We start from the raw sequence: 25292 nt of genomic DNA on the forward strand, positions 1-25292 counted from the left end.
CTCAGCCGCGGCGGCGGGCGCCGCTCAGGAGCCGCTCGGCCAGAACCGCGATGATGATCACGGATCCGATCGCCGTGCCCTGCCAGTAGGGTGACACGTTGAGCAGGTTCAGCCCGTTGCGGATGAACAGCATAACGAACACGCCGAACAGGGTGCCGACGATCGAGCCGCGCCCGCCGAACAGGCTGGCGCCGCCGATCACCACCGCCGCGATCGCGTCGAGTTCCAGTCCCTGGCCGCCGATCGGGTCGATGGACAGGATTCGCGATGCCATGAATATCGCGGCCACCCCGCTCATCAGCCCCGAAATCACATAGGCGAGCACGCTCCACGTCCCGATCCGCAGGCCCGCGACCCGCGCCGCCTCGGCGTTCGAGCCGAGCGCATATAGCGTCCGCCCGCCCTTGGTATGGTTCAGGAACCACCAGCACAGCGCATAGCACGCGATCAGCACGAGAAAGTCCACCGGAATATCGAACAGCGAGTCCGCCGAAAGCGCGCCGAGGCCAGCCGGTAGTCCGCTGATTGAATTCGCCCCGCTCAGCACATAGGCAAGGCTGCGCCCGACCGACATCATTCCGAGCGTGACGACAAAGGCGGCCACCCGCCCGTAGGTGATGATCAGGCCGTTGACCAGCCCGGCCGCGGCGCCCGCCGCAAGGCAGAACAGGAACGCCACCGGCATCGGGACATGGTGCAGCGAGAGGCCGAGCACGATCCCCGTCACCCCCACCAGGGAGCCCACCGACAGATCGATGCCGCCGATCAGGATCACCAGCGTCTGCCCGAGTGCCAGCAGCCCGACCACGACCGACTGGCTCAGCAGGTTCAGCATGTTGTTGAAGGTGAGGAAATACGGCGAGATCAGCGACAGCACGGCCATCACCGCGACGACAACGAGCGACATGCGCAGTTCGATCTGGGTCGCAAGCAGGGTGAGCAGCGTGCGGCGCGGTGCGGCGCCGGTCTGCCCAGTGAGGGAAGTGGCGGGTCCGTTCATGGGGGTCATGCCTCGATCCTGGTCTCGTTTTGAGCATCCCGCCGCTCGCCGAGCGCTGCGAGAATCTGTTGGGTCACCGCGGGGGCGTCGAAATCCGCCGGCTCTCGCCCGAAGGTCAGCCCGACAATCCCGAGGCTGTGGCCGCGCTTGCCGGAAATCGGCACCAGCAGGGTCGGGCGCGAACCATCAGGCGCCCGGTGCAGCGCGCCGCGCGGCGCCCCCACCGCATGGGCGATCGAAGTCGCCGCGATTTCGGGGAAGCCGCCGGTGACGAAGCCGGGATCGGCCGACGGATCGTCGCCCACCCTGTCGAAGCAGAACAGCCGCCCTCCCTCGGCGGCCATCCAGTAGGCCGTGCCGCCATACCGCGCCACCAGCTGCCCGAGCATGGTATGGGTCTTTTCCGCCGAACTGCGCGGTGCGGCGAACATGCCGAGCTTTTCGATGTCGATCAGCTCCGCGGGCAGTTCCGCGACGCTGACGCCGTCGCTGAGCACGGCGATGCGGTCGGACACGCCGATCACTTCCTCGAAATCCGACGACACCACGACGCAGGCAACACCCTCATCGGCGATCCGGCGCAGCATCGCGTAGATGCTGCTGCGGGTGCCGATATCGACGCCGCGGGTCGGCTCGTCCAGCAGCAGCAGCCGTGGCGCGAGCACGAGACCGCGCGCCAGGATCACCTTCTGCTGCATGCCGCCGCTGAAATTGAGCATGTTGGCGTCGAGCAGGCGCCGCTCCGGCAGGTCCAGCCGTTCGAGCAGCGCGCGCACCGCGGCGCCGCGCGTGCCATAGCCCAGCGTCATCGCCGAGCGCGCGCCCAGATGCGCGAGCAGCAGGTTCTCGCGCACCGAGAAATCCGGCACGATCGCCTGGCCCCGCCGGTCTTCCGGTACAAGGCCGATGCCTGCCCTTATCGCATCCCGCGGCGAGCGCGCCCGGAATGGTTTGCCATCCAGTTCGATCGTGCCCGAGACCGGCTGGCGCAGGCCGAAAATCGTCTCGATCGTTTCCGATCGTCCGGCGCCGACCAGCCCGGCAAGGCCGAGCACCTCGCCGGCGCGTACCTCGAAGGACACGTCCCGCACCATCGGCGGGCAGCTCAGGTGACTGACCCGCAAGACCACCGCGCCGTCCGTGCGCCGCCGGCTGCGGCCGCCGCGGTCGTAGATGTCCTGCAACTCGCGTCCCACCATCAGGCGCACTAGCTCGCCCTGCTGCATGGTCTCGGTCGCGAGCCCGCTGGCGACGATCCGCCCCTCGCGCAGCACCGTCACCCGGTCGGTGACGGCGAAAATCTCCTCCAGCCGGTGCGACACGAAAATCAGCCCGTGCCCCCTCGTGGCAAGGCTGCGCATCAATCCGAACAGCTGCTCCGCCTCGTGCGGCGACAGTGCCGCGGTCGGCTCGTCGAAAATGATGATCCGGCTGTCCAGCGCCAGCGCCTTGAGAATCTCGACCAGCTGGCGCTGGCCGATGCTCAGCTCGCTCACCTTCATGTCGGGCCGCAGCACGTCGCTCTGGCCGATCTCGCCGATCAGCGCCCGCGCCTGCGCCCGGAGGGCGCGCCAGTCGAGCCGGCCAGGCATCGCGATCCGCGGCAGCATGATATTTTCGAGCACCGAAAGATCGGGCGCGAGCGAGGTTTCCTGTGTCACCATGGTGATACCGGCGCGGATGGCGTCGCGCGCGCCGGCATGCCGCAACCGGGCCCCGTTCAGCAGGATTTCTCCGGAATCGGGCCTGATATGGCCCGAGATGATCCGCGAAAGGGTCGACTTGCCGGCGCCATTGGCGCCGACAAGAGCGTGGATTTCCCCCGCGCGGAGATCGAACGCGGCACCGGAAAGCGCCTGGGTGACCCCGAAACGCTTCCAGATGTCGTGCAGTTCGAGCAGGGCCACGGCGATCGGCTCAGCTCAGGCCGAACGTCGTCTTGCGGACGATTGGCGCTTCCTTGGCGACATTCGATTTGTCCACCACGATGATCGGGATCTCGATCCGCTTCGGCGGGGTTGTGCCTGCGAAATGCTGGAACAGCGCATTCGCCGATTCGGTGCCGAACAGGTAGGGCTGCTGCATGCCGGAGCCGACGATGGTGCCGTCCTCGATCATCTTGATGAATTCGGGGATGCCGTCGAACGCGGCGACCTTCATCGTCTTCTGCCGGTGGGCGGCGCGGATCGCGCGCAGCGCGCCGATGGTCGGCTCGTCGGTCTCGACGAAGAGCCCGTCCATCTCGGGGTGCGCGGTCAGCATGTCCTGCACGAACTTGAAGGTTTCATCGGCCGTGTAGGTCTGCATCTGCGAGAGGGCGACGCGCTTGATCCCGGCTTCGTCCATCGCCTGCATGAAGCCGGCGGTGCGATCCTTGCCATTCTGGCGGGCGAGCGAGATCGTCACCAGGCCGACGGTGTTGTGCTTGCGTCCGCTCGCCTTGAGTTCGGCGGCCAGCACCTTGCCGATGCCATAGGCGCCCTTGCGGTTGTCGGAAATGACGAAGGAGAGATACTCGCCGCCCGAGGTGCCGATATCGGCGATGACGACGGGGATGCGCGCGCGGGCGGCGGCGGCGAGAACGGAGGGCGCGGTCGAGGTGTCGGTCGGCGAGAGGATGATGCCGTCGACATTCTTGGCGATCGCGTCCTGCGCGTTGGTCAGCTGGGTCTGCGCCGAGTTGTGGCTGTCATAGGTGACCGAGCTGGCGCCGTGTTTCTTCGCCTCGTCGGCGATGCCGTTGGACAGGGTGCGCCAGTAGGGCAGGTCTAGCCCCGGGGTGATGTAGGCGAGGCGCTTGCCCTTGGCGAAGGCGAGGCCCGGCGCCATCGCCGCGGCGAAGACTGTCGGCGCGGCGAGCTTGCCTAGGGTTCGCCTCGTGATCAGGCGAGGTTTGGCGCGGATGATGATGTCGTCAGTCATGGTTTCCTCCTGTTTGTTTGAGACTGTAGGTTCAGTCGTTCCGGCCTGCTGCGCCGGATGGCGGCCTGCCGCCCTCGATCACGTGGCGGGTGGTCTGGTAGATCCGGTCGAGATGCACGTCGAAGGCGGCGACCACCGCCGCCTCGTCATGCCGCGCCAGCCCATCAAGGATCGCCTCGTGATCGGCGACGCTCCGCGCCACGGCCTGGTCCTGCGCTACCGCGCGGCGGCGGATCTCCATCATGTGGGCGTAGAGGTCGCTGACGAAATCGGCGAGCGCGGGATTGCCGCAGGCGCGATAGATCGCGAGGTGGAATTCGCGGTCGGAAATCAGGAACCGCACCGGGTCGGTCTGCGCCGATTTCTGCGTCTCGAGGCAGCGGCGCAAGAAGTTGAGATCGTCCTGCCTGATTTCCCGCGCCGCGGCGGCGACCACTTCGCGCTCGACCAGCATGCGTGCCGCGTGAACGGTCTCGATATCGTATTCATTGATCCGCCGGGTCTCGGTCACGCCGGGCGCCATGAGGCCGAGGTCGGTGCTGATGACCCGCGTCCGTGCGCCTTGCGATACCTCGATCACGCCCCGCGCCGCGAGGATCTGGATGCCGCCGCGAACGGTTTCGCGGCTGACCTGAAACGAAGTGGCAAGATCTCGCTCGCTTGGCAGCGCATCCCCGATCCGGACGATCCCGGCGGCGATCAGCCCGGCGATCTTTTCGGCAACCAGCTCGCGCGTCGTCCGCCGCATGACGGAGTCGCGCAGATCCGGCAGATGCCCGATCACGGAAAAGGCGCCTTGCGGCACGTCGTTTATCCTCCCGCTTGTCCACTGGCCCAGCCAGCAGACCAGCGGAGCAAACACCATTCGCCGCTCACGGTCAAGCGAGCCGTTCACTCCGCCCGGACCTTAAATTCCCCGGCGTGTTTCGGGGGTGGCGCTCAGAGAATATTCAGGCTGATCGGCAGGCGGACGACGATCTGTGCGGCAGGCGAGTTGGGACCGACGCCGATGCTGACCCCGACATTGAGGCTGGCATTATGGGTGATCTGGTAGCCGAGCCCGAAATCGAAGGCGCCCGCGTCATACGCCGTGCCCTTGATGCTCTGGCCGTTCTGCTGCTCGTCGAAATACTGGTCCTCCTCGTAGCCGACGCTGAACGAGGCGCGGTTGTTGAGCGAGAAGCCCATGCCGAAGGACAGGCCGATGCCATTGCCCGGTTGCAGCTTCGCCTTCACCGCCGCGCCGCCGCCGGGGTTCTGGATGCTGACGGTACGGCCGAAATTATAGACGTATTTCAGGTTGGCAAACAGGATGACCGGACTCGTCGGATACAGCATCGTCAGGCTCGGCTGGAGCTGGTAGAAGCCGGTGCCGGTCGGCAGTCGCTTGTCCACCCCTTGAAGGTAGATTCCCTGAGGCGAGTTGGTCGTGAAGATCGGCACGCTGAACGGGCTTGTTCCGGTCATCGTCTTGAAGTTGAGGTTGGCGACGAAGGTCGGCACCGATTCCGAGCCGCGGTTGAGCTGGTAGCTGCCGCCGAACTGGATATCGCCAAGGTTGAAGGCGTGCGCCGAGACGGTCAGCGGCCCCACGCTCTGGCCGACCAGGATCGGTGAGGTGATCGTGGTGTTGTAACCGGTCTCGAAAGGGATGCGCACATAGACGTCCGACCGCCCGGTCAGGCCATAGCGCAGGGTGAGCTGCTCGGTGAGCAGATTTTCATATACCTTGTTGATGTTGATATTGCCGAAGGTGATGCCGGGGACGATGGTGAATCCGCTGACGTTCACCTGATTGGTATCGTAATAGGAATATTGCAGCGACGGCTCGATCACGAGCGTCCCCTTCGGCGTCAGCACCCCGCCGGACTGGGCGAGGGACGAGTTTGTTTGCAGCACCAGGTTGGTCCGCGCCTTGCGGTTGGCGTCGGCCTGTTCGCGCTGGGTCGAGGCGGCGGCCTCGGCGGCCGGGGCCGTCGTCTCGCGCGGCGCCGTCGTGGTTTGCGCCGGCTCGGCAGCCGTCGCTGAGGGCGCGCCCGGGGCTTCCGCAACACGCCGGCGAGGCAGGCGGCGCGTGGGCGGCGGGGCGCTGCCGTTCAACGCGGCGAGTTCGGCACGCTCACGCCGGATCGATTCGAGTTCCGTGCGGATCGCGTCCATCTGCGCGACCAGGCTCGATTTCTGTTGCTGCAACACAGCTGCCTGGTGGTCCAGTCTTGCGTTCAGTTCACGGATCCGCGCGGAGGTCTCCGGCGTTGCGGCATCTGCAGCTCCCTGAACCATGAGGGCGATACCCAGCCCGCCGAGCATCGTCCGCGAGATCAAGTGAATTCTGCTCATAGCCTCTCCGTCCCCGCGTCTCGTGCAGCGCCTTGCACAAAGAAATTTGAAAGCCCGGACCAAAAATGATCAATTCCTTATACTCATTTAATTTTTCCGTTCAATTATTGATTTGCGCGTGAAAGTTCATAATGCGCGACAGATTCCGGTTCCCACCGACGCAACCAGCCTTGCGGCATCGCTCCCCGGTGACGGCGCCGTGCGGCTGGCTCACGCGTTCACGCCGTAGTGCCGTCCCATCGCGTCGTTCATCGTCCACAGAATATCCAGCTTGAACTTGAGGATCTGCAGGGCGCGCTCCTGCATCGGCCGCGTCGCGAAATGGGCGAGCGTGATCCGCAGGCCGTGGACGACGTCGCGCGGGGCCTGGCTGGTGCGGTTGCGGAAATAGTCGAGGCCCTCGCTCTCGATCCAGGGATAGTGGCCGGGCCAGGTGGCGAGGCGCTGGCGGTGGATGTCGGGCGCGAAAAGCTCGGTCAGCGAGGAGCAGACGGCCTCCTGCCAGGGCGCGCGGCGGGCGAAATTGACATAGGCGTCGACCGCGAAGCGCACGCCGGGCAGGAGGTGGCGCAGGTCGAGCATCTCCTCGCGCGGGAGGCCGGCGGCGATGCCGAGGCGGAGCCAGGCCTCGATGCCGCCCTCGTCGCGCAGATGGGTGCCGTCGGGCAGTTCGTAGTCGAATCCGTCATGGTCGAGGAGGCGGCGGATCCAGCCGCGGCGGATCTCGCGGTCGGGGCAGTTGGAGAGGATCGCCGCGTCCTTCACCGGGATCGCGATCTGGTAATAGAAGCGGTTGGCGACCCACATGCGGATCTGCTCCGGCGTCGCCTTGCCGGTGTTGAGCATAACGTTGAACGGATGGTGGATGTGGTAGGCGCTGCCGGCCTCGCGCAGCTTCGCCTCGAATTCGGCGTGCGACCACGGCGCGCGGCCGTCATCGGCGGGTGGCGCCTCGGCCAGGAGATCGGCTCTCATCATTGGACATTCCCCGAAAGTGTGCGGCCCGAAAGACGACAGGGGGCGGCGGACGGCGCATTGATCTCCATCATTGCGCGGCGGGGATGGATGAGCGTCGCGCCGGTCAGGCGCGCGAATCAAGCGCGCGGGGCAGCGAGCGGGGCGATGGCGGCGAAGAGCGATGAGGCGGGATCGGCCAGGTGGCGCAGGAGAGAAAAATGATCGGCACCGGGAACGACGATCTCGTGCGCGATGTTGCCGGCGGCGCGCCAGGCCGCGTGCATCGCGCCGGTCTGCGCCCGGAAGGCGGGGGTTTCGTCGCCGCCGACGGCGAAGATCGCCGGCGGCATGTGCGGCTTCACGCGATGCACCGGCGAGGCGGCGCGGGCGGCTTCGGCGTCGAGCCCGAGCCTGTCGTTCAGCGGTGTCGCGCGCAGCGGGTCGAGATCATACACGCCGCTGAGGCCGATGATGGCGGTAACCGGGCTGGGCCCGTCCCAGTCGGTCAGCGCGAGTTCGGCGGCGAGATGGGCGCCGGCGGAATGGCCGATGGCGACGAGGCCGCCGGTGCCGCCGGCGGCGTTCAGGACGGCGGGGACGGCGCGGCGCACCGAGGCGGTCAGCGCGGCGAGGCTGGCATCGGGGCAGAGCGGGTAGTTCGCCAGTGCCACGTTGAACCCGGCATCGACGAAGGGCGGCGCGAGGAAGCGGAACTGCGCCTTGTCACGCCCCTGCCAGTAGCCGGCGTGCAGGTAGAGCAGGGTCGCCGCGGCACCGGGGGCGGCGAAGAGGTCGAAGCGTTCGCGCTCATGCGGGCCGTAGGGGATGTCGAGCCGCGGCGCGCGGGCGGCGATGGCGGCGTCGCCCTCGCGCAGGAAGGCCTCGATCAGCGCCGGATGGCCGGGGCGCATCTGCCCGGCGAGATACTGGAAGACGGGGTCGGACGGGCCGGTCATGGCGCGCCGCTCGCAGGTTGCGGCGCCGCGAAGCCGGCGAGGGTCGCGTAGCCGCGGACGATGGCCTCCAGCTCGTCGGGGCGGGCGACCTCGTCGATGCGGGCGAAGCCGTCGGGGGCGCGGGCGGCGACGAGGTCGATGACGCGCTCGGGGCCGCCGACGCGGTTCGAGCGCACGACGGCGGCGGTCGCGGGGCGGCGCTCGGCCTCGTAGGCGGCGAGTGCGGCGGGGGTGTCGGCGCTTTCGGCCAGACGGTCGGCGAGGCAGCGGGCGTCGAGGATCGCTTGTGAAGCGCCGTTCGAGCCGACCGGATACATCGCGTGCGCGGCGTCGCCGAGCAAAGTGATGCGCCCGCGCGTCCAGCGCTCCAGCGGATCGCGGTCGCACATCGGGTAGAGGAAGATTTCGCGCGTTTCGCGGGCGAGGCGCTCGATATCGACGAAGGGCAGCGCGAAGCCAGCGACCAGCGGGGCGAATTCTTCCCATGTGCCGCGGCGCGACCAGCTTTCGCGCGCGGGCGGCGGCATGCCCTCGGCGCCGGTGCGGGCATAGACCACCCAGTTGGTCAGCCGCGTGCTGGTGTCGGCGGCGGGCCGGCCGATCGGGTAGAAGACGAGCTTGGCGGTGGCGTTGCCGGCGATGATCATTTCGTCGCCGCTGCCGAAGGCCGGCCAGTCGAGCGCGCCGCGCCACATCTGGATGCCGTTCCAGCGCATCGGCGGGTCGGCGCCGAGCAGCAGCGGGCGCAGGGTGGAATGGATGCCGTCGGCGCCGATCAGCGCGTCGCCCGCGATCGTCTCGCGAGCACCGGCGGCGCTGGCGAGCGTGACCCGCACCGCGTCGTCCGCCTCGGTGGCGGCGACGACCCGCGCATCCGGGCGCAGGGCCTCCTCCCCCAGGCGCTCGCGCGCGGCGCGCCAGAGCATGTGCTGCAGCCGGCCGCGATGGATGGAGAATTGCGGCGCGTCGTGGCCGGCGTGCAGGCCGCGCGTCTCGGTCCAGATCACCTGGCCGCGATGGTTGAGGTAGGAGAGCGCGCGGGTGCGCAGGCCGATTTCGTCGAGCGCGGCAGCAGGCCGAGGGAGGCGAGTTCGCGGACGGCGTGCGGCAGGATATTGATGCCGACGCCGAGCGGGCGGATTTCCGGCGCGGCCTCTAGCATGAGGCACTCGATGCCACGTCGGTGCAGCATGAGAGCGAGGGTGAGCCCGCCGATGCCGCCGCCGGCGATGAGCACGCGCATGGCGGGCTCAGCCCGGCGGCAGGAAATGGACTTCGTGCTCGGCGGCGATGCGGACGACCTCGGCGGGGTCGGCGAGGTTATGGATGCGCTCGAACAGGGCGCGCAGCGAGCGGGCCGGGGCGACCCAGAAGAGGCATTTCACGTCGGTGTCGGAGCGGTTGAAGATGCCGTGCGGCTTGTTCATCGGCATGCGGATCAGGTCGCCGGGGCCGGCCGCGAGGTCATGACCGTCGAGCCAGAGATCGAATTTTCCCTCCAGCATGTAGATGAATTCGTCCTGCGTCGGGTGGACATGCGGGGGGACGAAGGTGCCGGGCGGGAAGATCGCGTGCCAGGCCATCGAAGGGTCGGAGTCCTGCTTCAGCGTGTAGGTCTGGCCGAGGACGTTCCAGACCACACCGTCGATCCCCTCGTCGGCCTTCGTGATTCCCGGCGGCATGTCGTTCATGGTCGGTCTCCCCTGTTTGGGATTGTTAAATCAGGCGGCGGCGGCGCGGGCAAGCCGAGGATGCGGGGAAGCCGATTTACCTGCGCACGGAAAATTGTACTCGGGGACTGATACATTGATTGACTCGATCTGTCTTTCATCAATAATGAACGGAAGGAAACGTCAAAATGGAAGCCGAACGATGGGCTCACCAGGATATCCGATCGCGGAGTCCCGCGGCGGCACGCCGGAGGGACATGCGGCACTGCACAGCGACTGGTCCGACATTGTCCGCGCCGAGAAGCTCTGTGTCGAATTCGGCAAGGTTCGCGCCCTCGACAATATTGACCTGGCGATCGGGCGCAACGAGATTGTCGGCCTGATCGGCGACAACGGGGCTGGCAAGTCCACGCTGATCAAGGCGCTGACAGGCGTGGTGCGGCCGAGTTCGGGTCGGCTCTATATTCGCGACGAGCCGGTGGACCTGTATAATTACTCGGTCCGGCGCGCGCATTCGCTGAAATTCGAGACGGTGTATCAGGAGAAATCGCTCGGCGAGAAGCAGCCGTTGTGGCGGAACTTCTTCGTCGGCCGGCAGATCGTCAACCGCTTCGGCTTCATCAACGTGCGCGAGCAGCGGCGCATCGCCAACGAGATCCTGCAGCGCCAGCTCGGGTTCCGCGGCGTCGGCATCGACGCGGATTCCACCGTAGCCAAGCTGTCGGGCGGCGAGCGGCAGGGGATTGCGATCGGCCGGGCGATGCATTTCGATTCCGACTTGATCATCCTCGACGAGCCGACCACCGCACTCGCCATCAGCGAGGTGCAGAAGGTGCTGGACTTCGTTCGCTCCATCAAGCGCTCGGGGCGCGCGGCGATCTATATCGAGCACAATCTCGCGCATGTTCACGCGCTGGCGGACCGGCTGGTGGTGCTCGACCGCGGCCGGATCGTCGCGAATATCAGGCCCGGGGAGATGACCCTCGAGGATCTCACCCGGTTCCTGATCGAGCTGCAACACGGCACGCCGGCAACAGGAGGCCACGCATGAGCGGCAGCGACGTGAGCCCGGGACGTCCGGTGGCGTCGAAATCCTCCCCGCGCTGGTTCGCGCATCTCGGCGCGGTACCGATCATCGTCGTGTTCTTCGCGCTGATCGGCGTCTATATCGGCTTCGCGCCGGAGGTGTTTCTCCGCTGGCCGATCTACAATTCCTTCCTCGTCACGATTCCGCCGATGCTGGTGCTCTCGCTCGGCCTCACACTCGTGGTCGCGGCCGGGGAGATCGATCTGTCGTTCCCGGCGGTCATCGCGCTGTCGGGCTTCCTGTTCGCGTTCTGCGCCGACAAGCTGCACCTGCCGTGGCTCGGCCTGGCCGCAGCACTCGGCGGCGGCGCGCTGGTGGGGGTGATCAATGGCTGGCTGGTCGCCGCACTCGGGATTCCCTCGATCATCATCACCATCGGCACGTCGTTCTTCTGGACGGGGGTGGCGACCGTGCTCTCGGGCGGCCTGTCCTACGCGCTGAACGATCTGACCGGAACGGTGATCGCGCGGGTCTTCTCGGGAACGCTGCTCGGCGTGCCGGTGGAGGCGTTGTGGGCGGTGGCCGTCGCGGTGCTGATCTGGGCGATCCTGAACCGGCACCGCTTCGGCGAGCACCTGCTGTTCATCGGCGACTCGCGCGAGGTGGCCCGGGTGGTCGGAATCAACACGGTCCGCGAACGGGTCAGGCTGTTCACCCTGATGGGCGCGCTCGCCGGCTTCGCGAGCTTCCTGATGACGGTCGCCAATCTCAGCTATTTCTCGACACAGGGCCAGGGGCTGCTGCTCTCGGCGCTCGCCGCCGTGTTCATCGGCGGTTCCTCGGTGTTCGGCGGATCGGCCACCGTGGTCGGCAGTTTCTTCGGCGCCATGATCATCGGCATGCTGGATGCCGGGATCGTCGCGACCGGGGTTTCGGGGTTCTGGGTCGAGGTGATCGTCGGCCTCGTGTTCGTCGCCGCGGTGGTGCTGCACACCGGTCTCGGCGACCCGGCGAGGGTGAAGGCTCTGCAGCGGAGACTGATGCAACGCGAGTGAAGCCCGCCGGTATGACGGGCCTCTCAAGGCAAATACAGGGAGAGACGAGATGAGACTCAGGACGTCCTTCGCATCGGCGGTCACCATCGCGGCGGCACTGGTATGCGGCACGGCCGCCGCGGCTCCGCACAAGCTCGGCACCGGGCTGACCATGTATTTCCAGATGGGCGGCAGCCCCGGCGACGCCTCGACCCTGCCGCGCGAACTCGGCGCCAAGGCGGCGGCCAAGGCGCTCGGCGTGCGGCTGATCGCGCAATATTCCAACTGGCAGCCGGAAAAGATGATCGAGCAGTTCCGCCAGGCCATAGCCGCCGGCCCGCAATGCGCCGAGATCATGGGCCATCCGGGCAATGCCGCCTTCGCCCCGCTGGTGAGCAAGGCCGAGGCCCAGGGCATGGTGGTCACCGCCGGTAACGTGCCGCTGCCCAAGCTGGAGGCGCAATACCGGGCCAACGGATTCGGCTATGTCGGCACCTTTCTTGTGCAGGGTGGGGAGACCACCGCGGCGGCGATGGTCAAGGCCGGGCACCTGAAGCCGGGCGACGAAGCGCTGGTCTATGGCGTCTTCGCCGAGGGCATCCGCGGCCAGTCCGCCGAGGGCGTGGTGAAGGGGCTGAAGGCAGCGGGCCTCAAGGTCTTCAAGCTCAACATCTCTGACGCCGTCAACGCCGACCCCGCGCTGTCGGTGCCGATCCTCGTCGCCTTCATCGAGCGACATCCGAAGCTCAAGGCGATCGGCACGCAGCAGGGGCTGGTGACCTCGTTCATTCCGAAGGCGCTGCAGGAGGCCGGCAAGAAGCCTGGGGAGATCACCGTGGGCGGCATCGATCTCGCGCCGACCACCATCGCCGGGGTGAAAAGCGGCTATATCGCGGCGACACTGAACCAGCAGCTCTACCTGCAGGGCTTCCTGCCGGTGGTGCAATGCGTGCTCACCAGGCGGTTCGACCTCGAGGGCATGAACGTCAACACCGCCGCCGGCACCGACGACAAGGCGCTGCTCGACAAGATCGAGCCGCTGATCAAGAAGGGTTATTACTGATCCGGCGCTGACTCGGCGCCGGCTACCAGCGCCGGGTCGAGGCCAACGAGGTCGCGGTACCGCGCCGTGTCGGTCGCGCCTTCGGTGTTGAAGACGAGGACCCGCGCATCCGCGCCGCAGCCGAGCGTCTGCCGTGCCCCGGCATCGGCGGCGACGCGGAGCAGGCCGGCGAGACCGGCACCGCCGCTTTCGCCGGCCACCACCGCCGCGTCGCCGGACTCGGGCCGGGCGAGGCGGTTCATCGCCGCGACGGCGTCGTCCTCGCTCACCGTCATGAAGGCGTCGGCGGCGCGGGCGAGGATGCGCCAGGCGAGCAGCGAGGTTTCGTAGCATTCGAGCATGGCCATCACCGTCGGCGCGCCGGCGGCGATGCGGACAGGGCGTCCGGCGCGCGCCGCCGCCAGCACGCAGGCGGCGCGGTCGGGCTCGACGACGACCAGTGTCGGCCGGAGCGCGCCGAAGCGCACGGCGAGATGGCCGGCGACCGCCGCGGCGAGGCCGCCGACGCCGGCCTGGATGAAGACATGGGTGGGCGGGGCCGGCATGGCGGCGAGCGCCTCGTCCACCATCGCGACATAGCCCTGCATGACGAGGCCCGGAATCCGCTCGTAGCCCGGCCACGACGTGTCGGAGACGAGCGTCCAGCCGCGGGCGGCGGTCAGGCGGGCGGCCTCTGCCACCGAGTCGTCATAGGTGCCGTCGACGCGGATGATCTCGGCGCCGAGGCCGGCGATCGCCGCCACCCGCGCCGGGCTGACGCCCTCATGCACCAGGATCGCGCAGCGGCCGCCCAGCATCGCCGCGCCCTGCGCCACCGAGCGGCCGTGATTGCCGTCGGTCGCGCAGGCGAAGGTCATGGCGGCGGCGATGCGGCGGATCTCCGGCGCGGTCATTTCATCGTAGCCGACGGGGCGGCCGAGGCGGCGGGCGGCTTCCTCCAGCACGAGGCGGACCACGGCATAGGCGCCGCCCAGCGCCTTGAAACTGCCGAGACCGAAGCGGGGCGATTCGTCCTTCAGGTGGAGGGCCGCGACGCCGAGCCGGGCTGCGAGGCAAGGCAGGGCGATGAGCGGCGTCGGGCGGTGATCGGGGCGGTGGGCGAGGTAGCGGGCGAGTTCATCGGCCGCGTCCGCGCCGAGCAGTGCCGCATCGGCGGCGTCGAGCGGCGCGCGGTGGGCGGGATCGGGGTTCAGGATCAGCATGTCTTTGCTCCCGCCGGAGTCGAGGGGCCGGCCTCATGGTCCGCCGCCGTTATGCCGGGGTCGGGGGCGGCGCGCCAATCCGGCGTGCGCCTCATGGCACGGCGAGCGGCTCGGGCTTTCCGGCTTCCTTCGCGCCGGCGCGGCGGCGGAAGGAGAAAAAGCGTTCGCGGCGGGTTTCGGCGAGCATGACGCGCTGGTGGACGCGCAGCAGGTCGGCGCGGGAGACGAGGCCGAGGAGGCGGCCATCCGTGTCGACCACGGGAATGCGCGGGGCGTTCCGGGTGAGCATCCGCACCGCGATGGCATCGGCCATCTCGTCGGGCGCGGCGGTGACCACCTTGCGTCCGGCGATCATCGCGCGCAACGGCAGGTCGCGCCGCACCTCGTCGCCGATCCAGTCGAGGATGTCGGCGCGGGAGACGAGGCCGAGCACCACCCCGTCAGGCTCGGTCACCGGAAAGGCGCGGTGCGCCGCCGCGTGCGAGAGGAAGCGCTCGATCGCCGCCCCAATCGGCAGGTCGGCGCCCAGCGTGTCCACCCTGGTTGCCATGATGTCGCGGATGCGGGTCACGGCCAGCGGGTCGATGCTGTATTCGCGGGTGAGGTGATGGCCGCGGCGGGCGATCTTCTCGGTGAGGATCGAACGTTTCATCAGCAGGACGGTTACCGCCATGCTGGCCATGCTGGCGGTGAGCACCGGCAGGAGGATGAGATGATTGCCAGTGAGTTCGACGGCGAACAGCGTCGAGGTCAGTGGGGCGCGCATCGTGCCGCCCATCATCGCCGCCATGCCGAGCACCGCCCAGAAGCCGGGGGCGGCGTGCGGCATGACGGGGGCGAGGACCGCGCCGAGCGCGCCGCCAATGATCAGCAGCGGCGCCAGCACGCCGCCCGAGGTGCCCGAGCCCAGCGCCACCGACCAGATCACGCCCTTGACCAGGACGAGACGGATCGCGGCCCCGCCGGCGAGCGCGCCGGCGAGCAGGCGCGCGATGTCGGGGTAGCCGACGCCGAGCGCCGCGGGGTCGGCCATGCCGCCGATGCCGACGACGAGGCCGCCCAGTGCCGGCCACCACATCCAATGGACCGGGAGTTTGTTGAAACCGTCCTCGGCGGCATAGACGAGCACGGTGAGCAGGGCGGAGCCGAAGCCGGCGGCAAGGCCGAGGCCGAGCCAGCCGAGGGCGTGCAGCGGATCGACGATCACGCCGCCGGCATAAGGAAACAGCGGCGCCGGCGTCATGCAGAAGCGGCGCAGGATCGCGGCGGTGATGCAGGCGGTGCCGACCGGGATGATGCTGCGCGGCTTCAGTTCGAACAGCAGGAGCTCGACCGCGAGCAGGATGGCCGCGACCGGGGTGCCGAACACGGCCGTCATGCCCGCGCAGGCGCCGGCGACGAGCAAGGTCTTGCGCTCGGCGTCGGTCAGGGTGAAGCACTGCGCCATCAGCGAGGCGGCGGCGCCGCCGGTCATGATGATCGGCCCCTCGGCGCCGAACGGGCCGCCGGTGCCGATCGAGATCGCCGAGGAGATCGGCTTGAGGATCGCCACAAGCAGGTCGAGCCGGGCGCCGCCGAGCAGAATCGCCTCGATCGCCTCGGGAATGCCGTGGCCGCGGATCTTCTCCGAGCCGTAGCGGGCCATCAGCCCGATCAGCACGGCGCCGCCGGCGGGAACGAGGATCGTCCAGAGCCCCGGATGGCCGCCCGCCTGTGCGCCACCCGGCGCCAGCATCCGTGTCGACCAGACGCCGTAGTAAACGAGATCGTTGATTAGCCCGATCATGCGCAGCAGAGTCCAGCCGGCGACGACGCCGAACAGGCCGGCGCAGGCGCCGAACCCGATCAGCCGGAAGATCCCGCGATCGGTCGTGAAATCGCCAAGGCGAACGGGCGGTGGCAGATGGGGCGAAGATGACATCGATGGCGGACTCCGAGTCGGGGAAGAGCTGGTCATATATCGCAATACGATATACAACGGCAACCAGCCGGAAAAAGGAGACAGCATGGCCGATGCGCGGTTGACCGACGAGGACTACGAAATGCTGGCCTCGTTCCGCTTTGCCCTGCGGAAATTCATCGCCTTCAGCGAGGCCGCCGCCCGGCGCGACGGGCTGACGCCGCGCCAGCATCAGGCGCTGCTCGGCATCCGCGCCATGCAGGACCGGGGGAGCGCCAGCGTGTCCGACCTGGCGGCGTTCCTGATCCTGCAGCACAACAGCGCGGTGGAACTGGTCGATCGGCTGGTGGCCGCCGGTTTCGTCATGCGGGCGACCGATCCCGAGGACGGGCGGCGGGTGCGGCTGGCGTTGACCGAAAGCGGAGAAGCGCGGCTCGCCGCGCTGTCGCAAACGCATCTCGACGAGCTGGAACAGATCGGCCCCGAGTTACGGCACCTGCTGACGCGCATCCAGCGTTATCGGCGCCGGGTTCGCGGCACCGCGCGCAACGGAGCGGTGCACTGCAAATCCCGGTCGTGAGTGGGCCGCCCGCTGCTCGACGTCATCGTTACCCAGGTCTGGAGGCATCGCCCGCCGGAAAGACCAGGGTGACGGCGAGGCCCGGGCGATCGGCGCCGGGTGCGGCGGCATCGAGCGTGAAGGCGGCGTCGTGCAGCTCGGCGATGGCGGCGGAGAGCGGCAGGCCGAGGCCGTAGCCGGGCCGGTGGCGCGCCGGGTCGAGCCGGCCGAAGCGGCGCAGCGCGGCCCCTCGTTGCTCCGGCGCGATGCCGGGCCCGTCATCCTCCAGGCGGACAACCACGCCGGCCGCCGCGGCGACGGCGACGAGGGCGATGCGCGCCGCCTCGCCCGCATGGGTCATCGCGTTCTCGATCAGATTGGCGAACATCTGGTTGAGGAGCTGTGCATCGCCACGGATGGAAAGGCTTCGAGGAACATGAGCGACGAGATTGTGGCCCGCCTCCTCCGCCACGGTCTCGTAGGTCTCGACCAGCCGGTCCAGCAGGTCGCTCAGGTCGATGTCGGAAAACGAGGCGCGGCGGGCGCCGGTTTCGATCTGGGCGAGGCGGAGAATGGCGCCGCAGAGCGCCAGCGCGCCGTCGACCTGCGCGATCGCCTCGGCGATGGCGTCCCCGGCCGCTGCCGGGTCGGGGTCGCGCTGCGCGAGTTCGAGGGTTTCGCGCAGCCGGGCCAGCGGCGAGCGGAGATCGTGGGCGATGTCGTTGCCGACGGCGCCGAGATTTTCCATCAGGTGCTGCATGCGGTCGAGCATCGCGTTCACGGTTTCGGCCAGGCGGTCGAACTCGTCGCCGGTGCCGGCAAGCGGGATGCGGCGGGACAGGTCGCCGGCCATGATCTCGCGGCTGGCGAGGCTCACCGCGTTCACCCGCGCGAGGGCCTTGCGGCCGAAGCCGATGCCGGCGACGAGGCCGAGGCTGAGGGTGAGGCCGAAGCCGATCAGGAAGCTGCGGCGGATCAGAGCGTTCAGCCGATGGATCATCGTGCCGTCGACGCCGACGAGCAGCGACGCGCCATCGCGCAGGCGGATCACGAGCACGCGCAGCTCCGTCACGCCTGGGGCGAAGCCGCCGGCATGAGGCGCGTCCAGCGTGTGCCAGCCGGGCGCGGGCAGCGGGAGGCGCAGATTGCCCGCAAGGGCGGCGCCGTTCGGCCCGGCCAGCGCGTAGAAGATGCGGAACGGCTTCTCCGCGAGGGCGGCGCGGATGGCGCCGGCCGCCTCCGCCGACGGCGTTGCCGTTCCCTGCGGCAGGATCTCGCCGATCTCGTTGGTGACCGAGGCATCGAGCGTCTGCCGCAGGGAGCCGAGGGTGCCGTAATAGATGACGACGAAGACGATGACGGCCCCCATCGCCGCCACCGCGGCGCCGAGGGCGGCGAGGCGGACGCCGGAGGTGCGCAGGATCGCGGGGTGGCCGGGTGCCAGCCAGCGCCGGGTCATGCGGGGTCGCCGATGCGGTATCCGGCGCCGCGCACGGTGTGCAGCAGTTCGCGCCCGGCGCCGAGTTTGGCGCGCAGGCGGGAGACATGCGACTCCACCACGCTGGTGCGCGGGTCGAAATGGAAGTTCCAGACATCCTCGAGCAGCATCGTCCGCGTCACCACGCGCCCGGCATGGCGCATCAGGTATTCCAGCACCTCGTATTCGCGGGGCTTCAGGTCGATGCGCCGGCCGGCGCGGGTGACGGCGCGGGTGAGCCGGTCGAGTTCGAGATCGTCGACCCGGAGCACCGGCCCGGAGGGGCGCATCTCGCCGCGCCGGGCCAGGGCGGCGACGCGGGCGGCGAGTTCGGCGGCGGCGAAGGGCTTGACGAGGTAGTCGTCGCCGCCGGCACGCAGGCCCTCGACCCGGTCGTCGATGCCGCCGAGGGCGGTGAGGAACAGCGCCGGCATCGTCAGGCCGGCGCCGCGCAGGGTGCGGACCAGGGCGAGACCGTCGAGGCCAGGGAGCATGCGGTCGACGATCAGCAGGTCCCAAGCCCGGCCCTCATGACCGGCGGCGGCGCGCAGCAGGCCGGCCCGGCCATCGGCGGCGACGGCGACGAGATGCCCCTCGGCGCCGAGCGCGGCGCGCACAAGATTGGCGGTCAGCTCGTCGTCCTCGACCAGCAGGATGTCCAGGCTGGGTCGCGTCATCGCATCGGTCCGGTCATTCACGATGCGTGAGAATCATGGTCGCGGCGCGCTGGTCAAGCGACGGCGGGAAACATTACCGAATCACAAACTCCGCGTAAGCTGCGGGGCAGCAGCCCTCCGCCATCCAGCCGGGCGTGATCCGCTCTCCCCTCGCGTTCCTCCGCCGCCTCACCGGGCTTGCCGTGATGCTCGGCCTGTCGGCCTGCGCCCGTTTTCATCCCGCGCCGCTCGCGCTGCGCCCATCCGCCGCCGTGTCGCTCACGGCACTCGACCGCACGCTGCCGGGCGGCGGGAGGATTGCGGCGCGCGGCGCGCTGACACCCGGCGCCTATGCGGCGCTCGCCGTGCTGAACGATCCGGCGTTGGCCGCCGGGCGGGCGGGGGTGCGGCTGGCGTCCGCCCGGCAGTTCGCCGCCGGTCTGCTGCCCGATCCGCAGGTGAGCGGCGGGTTCGCGGCCCTGCTCGGCGGGCCGGCGGTCGCGCCGTCGATCTCGGGTGGCATCGCCCAGGATATTGCGGCGCTGGCCACGCGCGGCCCGCGCCTGTCCGCCGCCCGGGCGCGGACGGCGGCGGCGGCGGCGCAATTCGAGTGGCAGGAATGGCAGGTGGCGGCGAAGGCGGAGACGCTGGCGATCGGCCTCTGGGGCGAGCGGCGGCGGCTGGCCGCGCTGGACCGGGCGCGCGGCGCGCTGGCCGGGCTCGATCGGGCGTCGCGCGCGGCGATCCGGCAGGGCGATCTTGCCCTCGGCGCGGGGGCGGCGGCGGCGGCGAGCCTTGCCGGGATCGAGACGGCGCGGGATGCCATCGCGCGGCGGGAGCAGGCCGATCACGCCGCCCTTGCCGCGTTGCTCGGCCTCGCGCCCGGCGCGGCGCTGCCGGTCGCTTCGCCCGACATCGCCGGGCTGCCGACGCGGCGGGTGGCCGCACTGGTCGGCAGCCTCGCCCGGCGGCGGCCCGACCTGATCGCCCTGCGCTATGGCTATCGGGCGGCGAATGCCGATCTGCGCGCCGCACTCCGCGCACAGTTTCCACTGGTCTCGCTCGCGGTGAATGGCGGGACCGACACCACGAGGGTGGCCAGCCTGGGGCCGACGATCACGCTCGACCTGCCGCTGTTCGATGGCCATCGCGGCGCCATCGCGGTGGCGCGGGCCTCGCGCCGGCAGCTCAAGGCCGCCTTCCGTGCCGCACTCGATCGGGCGGCCGGGCAGGCCGAGGCGGCGCAACAGGCGCTGACCCTGCTTCGCGCGGAATATCGCCGGGCGGCGCGGCGCGCCGCGATCGCCCGGCGCGATGCGGCGGCGGCGCGAGGCGCCTTTGCGGCGGGGCTGATCGACGCCCGCGCCGAGGCCGACCTGATCGACGCGGCGGCCAACCGGCAGGCCGAGGCGATCGACCTCCGGGGCCGGATCGCGGCCGGGCGGGTGTCGCTGCGCACGCTGCTCGGCGCCGGGCTGCCGACGATCCGCTCCCTCTCCGCTTCCGGCAAGGACTGATGCGATGACACGATTTTTTTGCTCTGACGCGCGGCGCCTTGCCGGGGTGGTGGTGGCCGTTGCTTGGTTTGCGGGAAACGCCGCCCTGGCCGCCGGGCCGAGCGTGCTGGTCACCACCATTCCGGTAACGAGGGGCGCGCTCGAGCGCACGATCACCGCCTATGGGCGGATCGCGCCGGGGATGGGAGCGGCACGGACGCTCACGACCTTTTACGAAGCGGTTGTGACGGCGGTGGAGGCGCGGCCGGGCATGGCTGTCCGCAAGGGGCAGGTGATCGCCCGGATCGCCGCCGCGCCGGCGACGCGTGCCGCCTATGCGCAGGCCGTCGCGGCGCGGGATGGGGCGCTGCGGGTGCTCGCCCATACGCGCGCGCTGCTGGCCCGGCACCTCGCGACACGGACCCAGCTGGCGCAGTCGGAACAGGCGGCGCGAACCGCGCTGGCGACGCTCGACGCGCTGAAGCGCGAGGGGGCGGACCGGGCTGCGGCGACGATCGAGGCGCCGTTCGCAGGCATTGTCACCGCGATTGCCGCCGCGCCAGGTGCCACGTTACCGCCAGGGACGGCGATCGCGACCGTGGTGCGGCGGGCGGGGCTGGTCGCGGTGGTCGGCGTCGATCCGACCGAGGCCGGGCGCCTTGCCGCGGGACAGCCAGCTTCGGTGGATGTGTTTGGCGGCGCTGCGCTGCGCGGGCGGATCAAGACGGTGTCCGGCGAGGTCGATCCGCGGACGGGGCTGGTCAATGCGACGGTCGGGCTCGGCGGCGCGCCGGCGCTGATCGGCGCCATGGTCCGCGCGCGCATCGATACCGGCACGGTGCGCGGTGTGCTCGTGCCGCGCGACGCGGCGCTGCCGGCGGAGGGGCGCGACGTGATCTGGCAGGTCAGGGCCGGCCATGCGGTGCGGGTGATCGTCCACGTGCTGGCGAGCGCGCATGGCGAGAGTATCGTCGCCGGGCCTGTTGATCCGGCGCTGCCGGTCGTGGTCGCGGGCAATGCCCAGCTGAAACCGGGAATCGCCGTGCGCGTGCAGGCGGAGCAGGGATATTGATACCGAGTTTCGCCGGCTTCCTCGGCCGCCAGCAGAAGGCGATCCTGTTCCTGATGGCGAGCCTGGCGCTGGCCGGGGCGGTCGGCGCGCTGTCGCTGCCGGTGGGGCTGTTTCCGCGCACCTCGTTCCCGCGGGTGCGGATCAACATCGATTCAGGGGCGCGGCCGGCGCATCAGATGATGCTGCAGGTGACCCAGCCGGTCGAGCAGGCGTTGCGGGCGCTGCCCGGCGTGCGCGGGGTGCGCTCGACCACCTCGCGCGGGTCGATGCAGGCGTTCATCGATTTCGACTGGGGCACCAACATGCGGGCGGCGACGCTGGAGGTCGACGCAGCACTGGCGCAGCGCCTACCCGACCTGCCGAAGGGCACGCGCTACGTGGTGCGGCGGATGGACCCGACCGTGTTTCCCATCATCGCCTATGCGCTGATCTCGCACAGCATTTCCGAGGCGGAACTGCGAACGATCGCGCAATATCACATCTTGCCGGTGCTCGAACGGATTCCGGGTGTGGCCAAGATCGGCGTGCAGGGCGGCGACACGCCGGAAGTGCACGTTATCGTCGATCCGGCGAAGCTCGCGGCGATGCATGTGACGCTGACGAGCGTCGAGCAGGCGGTGTCGCGGGCGAACGTGCTCGCCTCGGTCGGCCGGCTCACCGATCACGACAGTCTCTATCTGGTGGTGCAGCAGAACACGCTGCGGACCATGGCGCAGGTGCGGCGCATCGTGGTCGGCGGCGGGTCGGACGGGGTGGTGCGGCTCGGCCAGGTGGCGCGGGTCGAGATGGGCCGGGTGCCGCGTTATGACCGGGTGAGCGAGAACAGCCACCGCGCGGTGACGTTGCAGGTGTTCCAGCAGCCCAGCGGCAACGCCGTGCAGGTGGACGCGGCGGTGCGCCGGACACTGGCGGCCTATGAAAAACGGCTGCCGGCGGGCGTGCGGCTGGTGAAATGGTACGACCAGAGCACGCTGGTGACCGCCGCCGCCGGCTCGGTGCGCGATGCGATCGCGATCGGCGTGGTGCTGGCCGGGCTGGTGCTGATCGGCTTCCTGCGGAGCTGGCGCGTCACGCTGATCGCGCTGCTGGTGCTGCCGGCCTCGATGGCGACCGCGGTGCTGATCCTCACGCTGCTGGGCATGAGCTTCAACATCATGACGCTGGGCGGGCTCGCCGCCGCGGTGGGGCTGGTGATCGACGATGCGATCGTGATGATCGAGCACGTCGCGCGGCGGGCCGGGCGCGCGGGCGGGATCGCGGCGCGCGGCGCGGTGCTGGCGGCGGCCGAGGAATTCCTCGCGCCGCTCGCCGGTTCCTCGCTGGCGACACTGATCGTGTTTGTCCCGCTTGCCTTTCTCTCGGGCGTGACCGGCGCCTTCTTCAAGGCGCTGTCCATCACCATGGCCTCCACGCTGATCGCCTCCTGGCTGTTCTCGGCCTTCGCGGTGCCTGTGCTGGCGCGCTGGCTGATCGATTTCGACAAGTGGCACGATCCGGTCGCCGGCGGCGGGGCGCAGGAGTCGCTGCTGGCGCGCGTGCATGGGCGCTTGCTCGACCGCGTGGTGGCGCGGCCGGCCTGGCTGCTGGTGGCGCTCATTCCCTTCGCGCTGGCCGGCGCCTATGCCTATTCGGTGGTGCCGACCGGCTTCATGCCGCGGATGGACGAGGGCGGGTTCGTGATCAACTATCAGGCGCGGCCCGGCACCTCGCTGGCCGAGGGGCACGCGAGGTCCGGCAGGTGGGCGATATCCTGCGCGCCGACCCGGCGGTGGCGACATGGTCGACCCGGCTCGGCGCCGGGCTCGGCGGCGACCTGAACGAGCCGTATCAGGGCGACATTTTCGTTCAACTCCGCCCCCTCGGGCAGCGGGCGCCGATCTGGACGGTGATGGACCGGATCCGCCGGCGCATCATCGACCGCGTACCGGGCATTGATTTCGACGAATCGCAGCTGATGTCCGACCTGCTGGGCGATCTCGTGAGCCAGCCGGAGCCGATCGAGATCGAGCTGCATGGCGACCCGGCGCGGCTGGACGCCACGGCGAAGACGGTGGCAGCGGCGATCGGGCAGATTCCGGGCGTGGTGGGCGTGCAGGACGGGGTGGTGATCGCCGGCGATACGATCGACATCCATGTCGATCCGGCGAAGGCGGCGATGTTCGGCTTCGATCCCCTCGCCGTGGAGCGGCAGGTGACGACGGCGCTGCGCGGCAGCGTGGTCACCGCGCTGCCGGGTCAGGATCGGTTTACCGGCGTGCGGCTCGAACTGCCGCGCGACGCCTTCGCGCAGACCGGCGACCTGCTGCGCCTGCCGCTGGCCGCGCCCTCGGGCGCGCTGGTGCCGCTCGGGGCGATCGCGACGCTGAACACGGTGTCGGGCCGGCCGGAGATCGCCCGCGACAATCTGCGCCAGATCGTCGCGGTGACGGGGAGGATCAGCGGCGGCGGCATCTCGACGGCGATTGCCGCAGTGCGCCGGGTGCTGGCGCGGCCGGGCCTGCTGCCGGTGGGCATGAGCTACCGGCTCGGCGGGCTCTACCGGCAGCAGCAGAAGGCGTTCATCGGCCTTGCCCGCGTGTTCGTCGCCGCCGTGCTGGCGGAATTCGTGTTGCTGCTGTTCCTCTACCGCAGCTTCGTCATCGCCGGGGCCATCGTCGTCACCGCGCTGCTCTCAAGCCTCGCGGTGTTCATCGGGCTCGATCTCTCGGGTGTGGCGCTCAACATCACCGCGCTGATGGGGATGACGATGATCGTCGGGCTCGCGACCGAGATGGCGATTTTCTACGTCTCGGAATTCCAGAGCCTCGCCGCGCACCAGGGGCGGCATGAGGCGCTGGTCGCGGCGAGCCGCAACCGGCTGCGGCCGATCGCGATGACCACGCTGGCCGCGATCCTGACGCTGCTGCCGCTGGCACTCGGCATCGGCCAGGGCAGCGGCATGCAGCAGCCGCTCGCCATCGCGGTGATCTCGGGGTTCGCGGTGGCGTTTCCGCTGGTGCTGTTCGCCCTGCCGGCGCTGCTGCGCCTTGTTATCCCGGCAGATGCCGGGTGACCGGCCAGGAAATCACATGCCCTTCCGGCACCAGATCGATCAGTGCCGCCGCCGCCGCGCGGGCAGTCTCCGGCGCGCAGCAGAATTCGATCATCAGCGGTAGGTCGACATCGAAATGCATCAGGTCGGCGGCATGGATGATCCGCTGCCCGTTCATTCCGGCGATGCCGCGGAACACCGAAACCCCGTCGAGCGTGAAATCGTCGCGCAGCCGCTCCAGGATGGTCTGCATCAGATGCCGCCGCCGCCCGTGGTCGGATTCGTCGAGGGCGATGCGCACCAGTGTGGCCTGTTCTTCCATCTCAGACATTCCTTGCCAGATAGACGCCAAGAAAGGCGCCGATGAACCCGAGCACGACCGACAGCAGCACATAGAGCCCCGCTCTCGCGATCTCGCCGTTCTCGACCAGCATGAGGGATTCAAGCTCGAAGGTCGAGAACGTGGTATAACCGCCGAGAAACCCCGTCAGGATACCGGTGCGCAGCGCCGGATCGATGGCGACGCGCTCGGCGGTCAGGACGAAGAGAAACCCGATCGCAAACGAACCGAGCACGTTGATGCTGAGAACGGCGACGGGGAAGCCGCGGCCGAAAAGCCCCTGCATGAAAATCGTCTGGCCGTAGCGCGCCCAGCAGCCGAGCGAGCCGAACACGGCGATTGACGCAAGCGTCTTGATCATGAACTGCCTTTCTGTCGTGGCGATGCATTTGAATGGCTGGGGAGGGGAACGGCAGCGGCGCGCGCCGCGCGGTTCGTTCGGCAAGGTCGGGTGATAGGCACGCCTGTTCCTCCGAGTCTGACGGAATGAAACAGGAGTCATCAGCCCCGCGGGCGGTTTGCGGCGAACCCCATCACCGGCGCGGCCGGGCCGCGCGGGTCATGATTGCGATGCGAGGCCGGGCGCTGTC

General features: G+C 69.4%; 24 protein-coding genes and 1 riboswitch. Of the genes, 8 read left to right on the forward strand and 16 right to left on the reverse strand.

Annotated features, from left to right (window positions below; genetic code table 11):
* Position 1: 1 nt before the first annotated feature.
* The 10 genes from ACIDOCELLA78_RS86270 to ACIDOCELLA78_RS86315 all read right to left on the reverse strand — a co-directional run bounded on the left by ACIDOCELLA78_RS86270 (position 2) and on the right by ACIDOCELLA78_RS86315 (position 9866).
* Positions 2-1009: an ABC transporter permease gene (locus tag ACIDOCELLA78_RS86270; protein WP_201728256.1), complete on the reverse strand. Its 1008-nt coding sequence runs from the start codon at positions 1007-1009 to the stop codon at positions 2-4.
* Positions 1006-2907, reverse strand: a complete 1902-nt coding sequence (locus tag ACIDOCELLA78_RS86275) for a sugar ABC transporter ATP-binding protein (RefSeq protein WP_201728257.1) — start codon at positions 2905-2907, stop codon at positions 1006-1008. The genes ACIDOCELLA78_RS86270 and ACIDOCELLA78_RS86275 overlap by 4 nt, the downstream gene beginning before the upstream one ends.
* Before the next feature lie 10 nt (positions 2908-2917).
* Positions 2918-3922, reverse strand: coding sequence for a substrate-binding domain-containing protein (locus ACIDOCELLA78_RS86280; RefSeq protein WP_201728258.1), 1005 nt, complete (start codon positions 3920-3922; stop codon positions 2918-2920).
* Between the two features lie 31 nt (positions 3923-3953).
* Positions 3954-4787: a FadR/GntR family transcriptional regulator gene (locus ACIDOCELLA78_RS86285; RefSeq protein WP_201728259.1), complete on the reverse strand. Its 834-nt coding sequence runs from the start codon at positions 4785-4787 to the stop codon at positions 3954-3956.
* Positions 4788-4861: 74 nt separating this feature from the next.
* Positions 4862-6262 carry a transporter gene (locus ACIDOCELLA78_RS86290; RefSeq protein WP_201728260.1) on the reverse strand — a complete coding sequence of 467 codons (1401 nt, stop codon included), beginning with the start codon at positions 6260-6262 and terminating at the stop codon, positions 4862-4864.
* 210 nt (positions 6263-6472) lie between these two features.
* Complete coding sequence (gene pqqC, locus ACIDOCELLA78_RS86295; RefSeq protein ID WP_249675466.1) at positions 6473-7237, reverse strand: pyrroloquinoline-quinone synthase PqqC; 765 nt, start codon at positions 7235-7237, stop codon at positions 6473-6475.
* Between the two features lie 119 nt (positions 7238-7356).
* Positions 7357-8175 (reverse strand): alpha/beta hydrolase, encoded by an 819-nt coding sequence (locus ACIDOCELLA78_RS86300; RefSeq protein WP_201728262.1) that lies wholly within the window; start codon positions 8173-8175, stop codon positions 7357-7359.
* Positions 8172-9230 carry an FAD-dependent monooxygenase gene (locus ACIDOCELLA78_RS86305; RefSeq protein ID WP_283770825.1) on the reverse strand — a complete coding sequence of 353 codons (1059 nt, stop codon included), beginning with the start codon at positions 9228-9230 and terminating at the stop codon, positions 8172-8174. The genes ACIDOCELLA78_RS86300 and ACIDOCELLA78_RS86305 overlap by 4 nt, the downstream gene beginning before the upstream one ends.
* A complete protein-coding gene (locus ACIDOCELLA78_RS86310) occupies positions 9179-9418 on the reverse strand; it encodes an FAD-dependent monooxygenase (protein ID WP_283770820.1) in 240 nt (79 codons plus the stop codon). Before ACIDOCELLA78_RS86310 ends, ACIDOCELLA78_RS86305 begins: the two co-directional genes overlap by 52 nt.
* Positions 9419-9425: 7 nt before the next feature.
* Positions 9426-9866 carry a cupin domain-containing protein gene (locus ACIDOCELLA78_RS86315; RefSeq protein ID WP_201728263.1) on the reverse strand — a complete coding sequence of 147 codons (441 nt, stop codon included), beginning with the start codon at positions 9864-9866 and terminating at the stop codon, positions 9426-9428.
* Between ACIDOCELLA78_RS86315 and ACIDOCELLA78_RS86320 the strand changes: the two genes are divergently transcribed.
* Genes ACIDOCELLA78_RS86320 through ACIDOCELLA78_RS86330 form a run of 3 tightly spaced genes read left to right on the forward strand, consistent with a single transcriptional unit; the run spans position 9856 to position 12969 of the window.
* Complete coding sequence (locus ACIDOCELLA78_RS86320) at positions 9856-10896, forward strand: ATP-binding cassette domain-containing protein (RefSeq protein ID WP_249675468.1); 1041 nt, start codon at positions 9856-9858, stop codon at positions 10894-10896. The two genes, ACIDOCELLA78_RS86315 and ACIDOCELLA78_RS86320, sit on opposite strands and share 11 nt — an antisense overlap.
* Complete coding sequence (locus ACIDOCELLA78_RS86325; RefSeq protein WP_201728264.1) at positions 10893-11927, forward strand: ABC transporter permease; 1035 nt, start codon at positions 10893-10895, stop codon at positions 11925-11927. Before ACIDOCELLA78_RS86320 ends, ACIDOCELLA78_RS86325 begins: the two co-directional genes overlap by 4 nt.
* Positions 11928-11976: 49 nt before the next feature.
* The gene (locus ACIDOCELLA78_RS86330) at positions 11977-12969 is read left to right on the forward strand and encodes a substrate-binding domain-containing protein (protein WP_201728265.1); all 993 of its coding nucleotides are present in this window, start codon (positions 11977-11979) and stop codon (positions 12967-12969) included.
* On the opposite strand, the gene ACIDOCELLA78_RS86335 is transcribed toward ACIDOCELLA78_RS86330, so the two are convergent.
* Entirely contained in the window at positions 12963-14171 is a 1209-nt protein-coding gene (locus ACIDOCELLA78_RS86335) for a diaminopropionate ammonia-lyase (RefSeq protein ID WP_201728266.1), read from the reverse strand. The genes ACIDOCELLA78_RS86330 and ACIDOCELLA78_RS86335 overlap by 7 nt on opposite strands.
* Positions 14172-14262: 91 nt before the next feature.
* Entirely contained in the window at positions 14263-16092 is a 1830-nt protein-coding gene (locus ACIDOCELLA78_RS86340; protein ID WP_201728267.1) for a chloride channel protein, read from the reverse strand.
* Positions 16093-16177: 85 nt separating this feature from the next.
* Here ACIDOCELLA78_RS86340 and ACIDOCELLA78_RS86345 point away from each other — a divergent pair, with 85 nt between their 5' ends.
* Positions 16178-16651, forward strand: coding sequence for a MarR family winged helix-turn-helix transcriptional regulator (locus ACIDOCELLA78_RS86345; protein ID WP_201728268.1), 474 nt, complete (start codon positions 16178-16180; stop codon positions 16649-16651).
* A 28-nt stretch (positions 16652-16679) separates the two neighbouring features.
* Here the strand turns inward: ACIDOCELLA78_RS86345 and ACIDOCELLA78_RS86350 are convergent, their stop codons facing one another.
* Positions 16680-18089, reverse strand: a complete 1410-nt coding sequence (locus tag ACIDOCELLA78_RS86350; RefSeq protein ID WP_201728269.1) for a HAMP domain-containing sensor histidine kinase — start codon at positions 18087-18089, stop codon at positions 16680-16682.
* Positions 18086-18784, reverse strand: coding sequence for a response regulator transcription factor (locus ACIDOCELLA78_RS86355; protein ID WP_201728270.1), 699 nt, complete (start codon positions 18782-18784; stop codon positions 18086-18088). The genes ACIDOCELLA78_RS86350 and ACIDOCELLA78_RS86355 overlap by 4 nt, the downstream gene beginning before the upstream one ends.
* A 134-nt stretch (positions 18785-18918) precedes the next feature.
* Here ACIDOCELLA78_RS86355 and ACIDOCELLA78_RS86360 point away from each other — a divergent pair, with 134 nt between their 5' ends.
* The 4 genes from ACIDOCELLA78_RS86360 to ACIDOCELLA78_RS86375 are packed head-to-tail and all read left to right on the forward strand — an operon-like array spanning position 18919 to position 24383.
* Positions 18919-20280, forward strand: a complete 1362-nt coding sequence (locus tag ACIDOCELLA78_RS86360; protein WP_201728271.1) for a TolC family protein — start codon at positions 18919-18921, stop codon at positions 20278-20280.
* A gap of 4 nt (positions 20281-20284) precedes the next feature.
* Positions 20285-21331 carry an efflux RND transporter periplasmic adaptor subunit gene (locus tag ACIDOCELLA78_RS86365; protein WP_201728272.1) on the forward strand — a complete coding sequence of 349 codons (1047 nt, stop codon included), beginning with the start codon at positions 20285-20287 and terminating at the stop codon, positions 21329-21331.
* Complete coding sequence (locus ACIDOCELLA78_RS86370; RefSeq protein ID WP_283770821.1) at positions 21328-23148, forward strand: efflux RND transporter permease subunit; 1821 nt, start codon at positions 21328-21330, stop codon at positions 23146-23148. Before ACIDOCELLA78_RS86365 ends, ACIDOCELLA78_RS86370 begins: the two co-directional genes overlap by 4 nt.
* Entirely contained in the window at positions 23070-24383 is a 1314-nt protein-coding gene (locus ACIDOCELLA78_RS86375; RefSeq protein WP_283770822.1) for an efflux RND transporter permease subunit, read from the forward strand. Before ACIDOCELLA78_RS86370 ends, ACIDOCELLA78_RS86375 begins: the two co-directional genes overlap by 79 nt.
* Here ACIDOCELLA78_RS86375 and ACIDOCELLA78_RS86380 read toward each other — a convergent pair.
* Together ACIDOCELLA78_RS86380 and crcB are read right to left on the reverse strand one after the other, a co-directional pair.
* Positions 24361-24684: a DUF190 domain-containing protein gene (locus ACIDOCELLA78_RS86380; protein ID WP_201728273.1), complete on the reverse strand. Its 324-nt coding sequence runs from the start codon at positions 24682-24684 to the stop codon at positions 24361-24363. The genes ACIDOCELLA78_RS86375 and ACIDOCELLA78_RS86380 overlap by 23 nt on opposite strands.
* A gap of 1 nt (position 24685) precedes the next feature.
* Entirely contained in the window at positions 24686-25063 is a 378-nt protein-coding gene (gene crcB, locus ACIDOCELLA78_RS86385) for a fluoride efflux transporter CrcB (protein ID WP_201728274.1), read from the reverse strand.
* 124 nt (positions 25064-25187) lie between these two features.
* Positions 25188-25249: riboswitch (Fluoride riboswitch) on the reverse strand.
* Positions 25250-25292: the final 43 nt, after the last annotated feature.

It is taken from the genome of Acidocella sp. C78 (genome assembly GCF_907164655.1).

Coding starts and splice junctions, on each gene's coding strand:
- ACIDOCELLA78_RS86380 (WP_201728273.1), bottom strand. CDS start 24,684: ATGGAAGAACAGGCCACACTGGTGCGCATCGCCCTCGACGAATCCGAC.
- ACIDOCELLA78_RS86280 (WP_201728258.1), bottom strand. CDS start 3,922: ATGACTGACGACATCATCATCCGCGCCAAACCTCGCCTGATCACGAGG.
- ACIDOCELLA78_RS86285 (WP_201728259.1), bottom strand. CDS start 4,787: ATGGTGTTTGCTCCGCTGGTCTGCTGGCTGGGCCAGTGGACAAGCGGG.
- ACIDOCELLA78_RS86270 (WP_201728256.1), bottom strand. CDS start 1,009: ATGACCCCCATGAACGGACCCGCCACTTCCCTCACTGGGCAGACCGGC.
- pqqC (WP_249675466.1), bottom strand. CDS start 7,237: ATGAGAGCCGATCTCCTGGCCGAGGCGCCACCCGCCGATGACGGCCGC.
- ACIDOCELLA78_RS86365 (WP_201728272.1), top strand. CDS start 20,285: ATGACACGATTTTTTTGCTCTGACGCGCGGCGCCTTGCCGGGGTGGTG.
- ACIDOCELLA78_RS86345 (WP_201728268.1), top strand. CDS start 16,178: ATGGCCGATGCGCGGTTGACCGACGAGGACTACGAAATGCTGGCCTCG.
- ACIDOCELLA78_RS86340 (WP_201728267.1), bottom strand. CDS start 16,092: ATGTCATCTTCGCCCCATCTGCCACCGCCCGTTCGCCTTGGCGATTTC.
- ACIDOCELLA78_RS86315 (WP_201728263.1), bottom strand. CDS start 9,866: ATGAACGACATGCCGCCGGGAATCACGAAGGCCGACGAGGGGATCGAC.
- ACIDOCELLA78_RS86350 (WP_201728269.1), bottom strand. CDS start 18,089: ATGACCCGGCGCTGGCTGGCACCCGGCCACCCCGCGATCCTGCGCACC.
- ACIDOCELLA78_RS86320 (WP_249675468.1), top strand. CDS start 9,856: ATGTCGTTCATGGTCGGTCTCCCCTGTTTGGGATTGTTAAATCAGGCG.
- ACIDOCELLA78_RS86335 (WP_201728266.1), bottom strand. CDS start 14,171: ATGCTGATCCTGAACCCCGATCCCGCCCACCGCGCGCCGCTCGACGCC.
- ACIDOCELLA78_RS86355 (WP_201728270.1), bottom strand. CDS start 18,784: ATGACGCGACCCAGCCTGGACATCCTGCTGGTCGAGGACGACGAGCTG.
- crcB (WP_201728274.1), bottom strand. CDS start 25,063: ATGATCAAGACGCTTGCGTCAATCGCCGTGTTCGGCTCGCTCGGCTGC.
- ACIDOCELLA78_RS86310 (WP_283770820.1), bottom strand. CDS start 9,418: ATGCGCGTGCTCATCGCCGGCGGCGGCATCGGCGGGCTCACCCTCGCT.
- ACIDOCELLA78_RS86290 (WP_201728260.1), bottom strand. CDS start 6,262: ATGAGCAGAATTCACTTGATCTCGCGGACGATGCTCGGCGGGCTGGGT.
- ACIDOCELLA78_RS86300 (WP_201728262.1), bottom strand. CDS start 8,175: ATGACCGGCCCGTCCGACCCCGTCTTCCAGTATCTCGCCGGGCAGATG.
- ACIDOCELLA78_RS86330 (WP_201728265.1), top strand. CDS start 11,977: ATGAGACTCAGGACGTCCTTCGCATCGGCGGTCACCATCGCGGCGGCA.
- ACIDOCELLA78_RS86325 (WP_201728264.1), top strand. CDS start 10,893: ATGAGCGGCAGCGACGTGAGCCCGGGACGTCCGGTGGCGTCGAAATCC.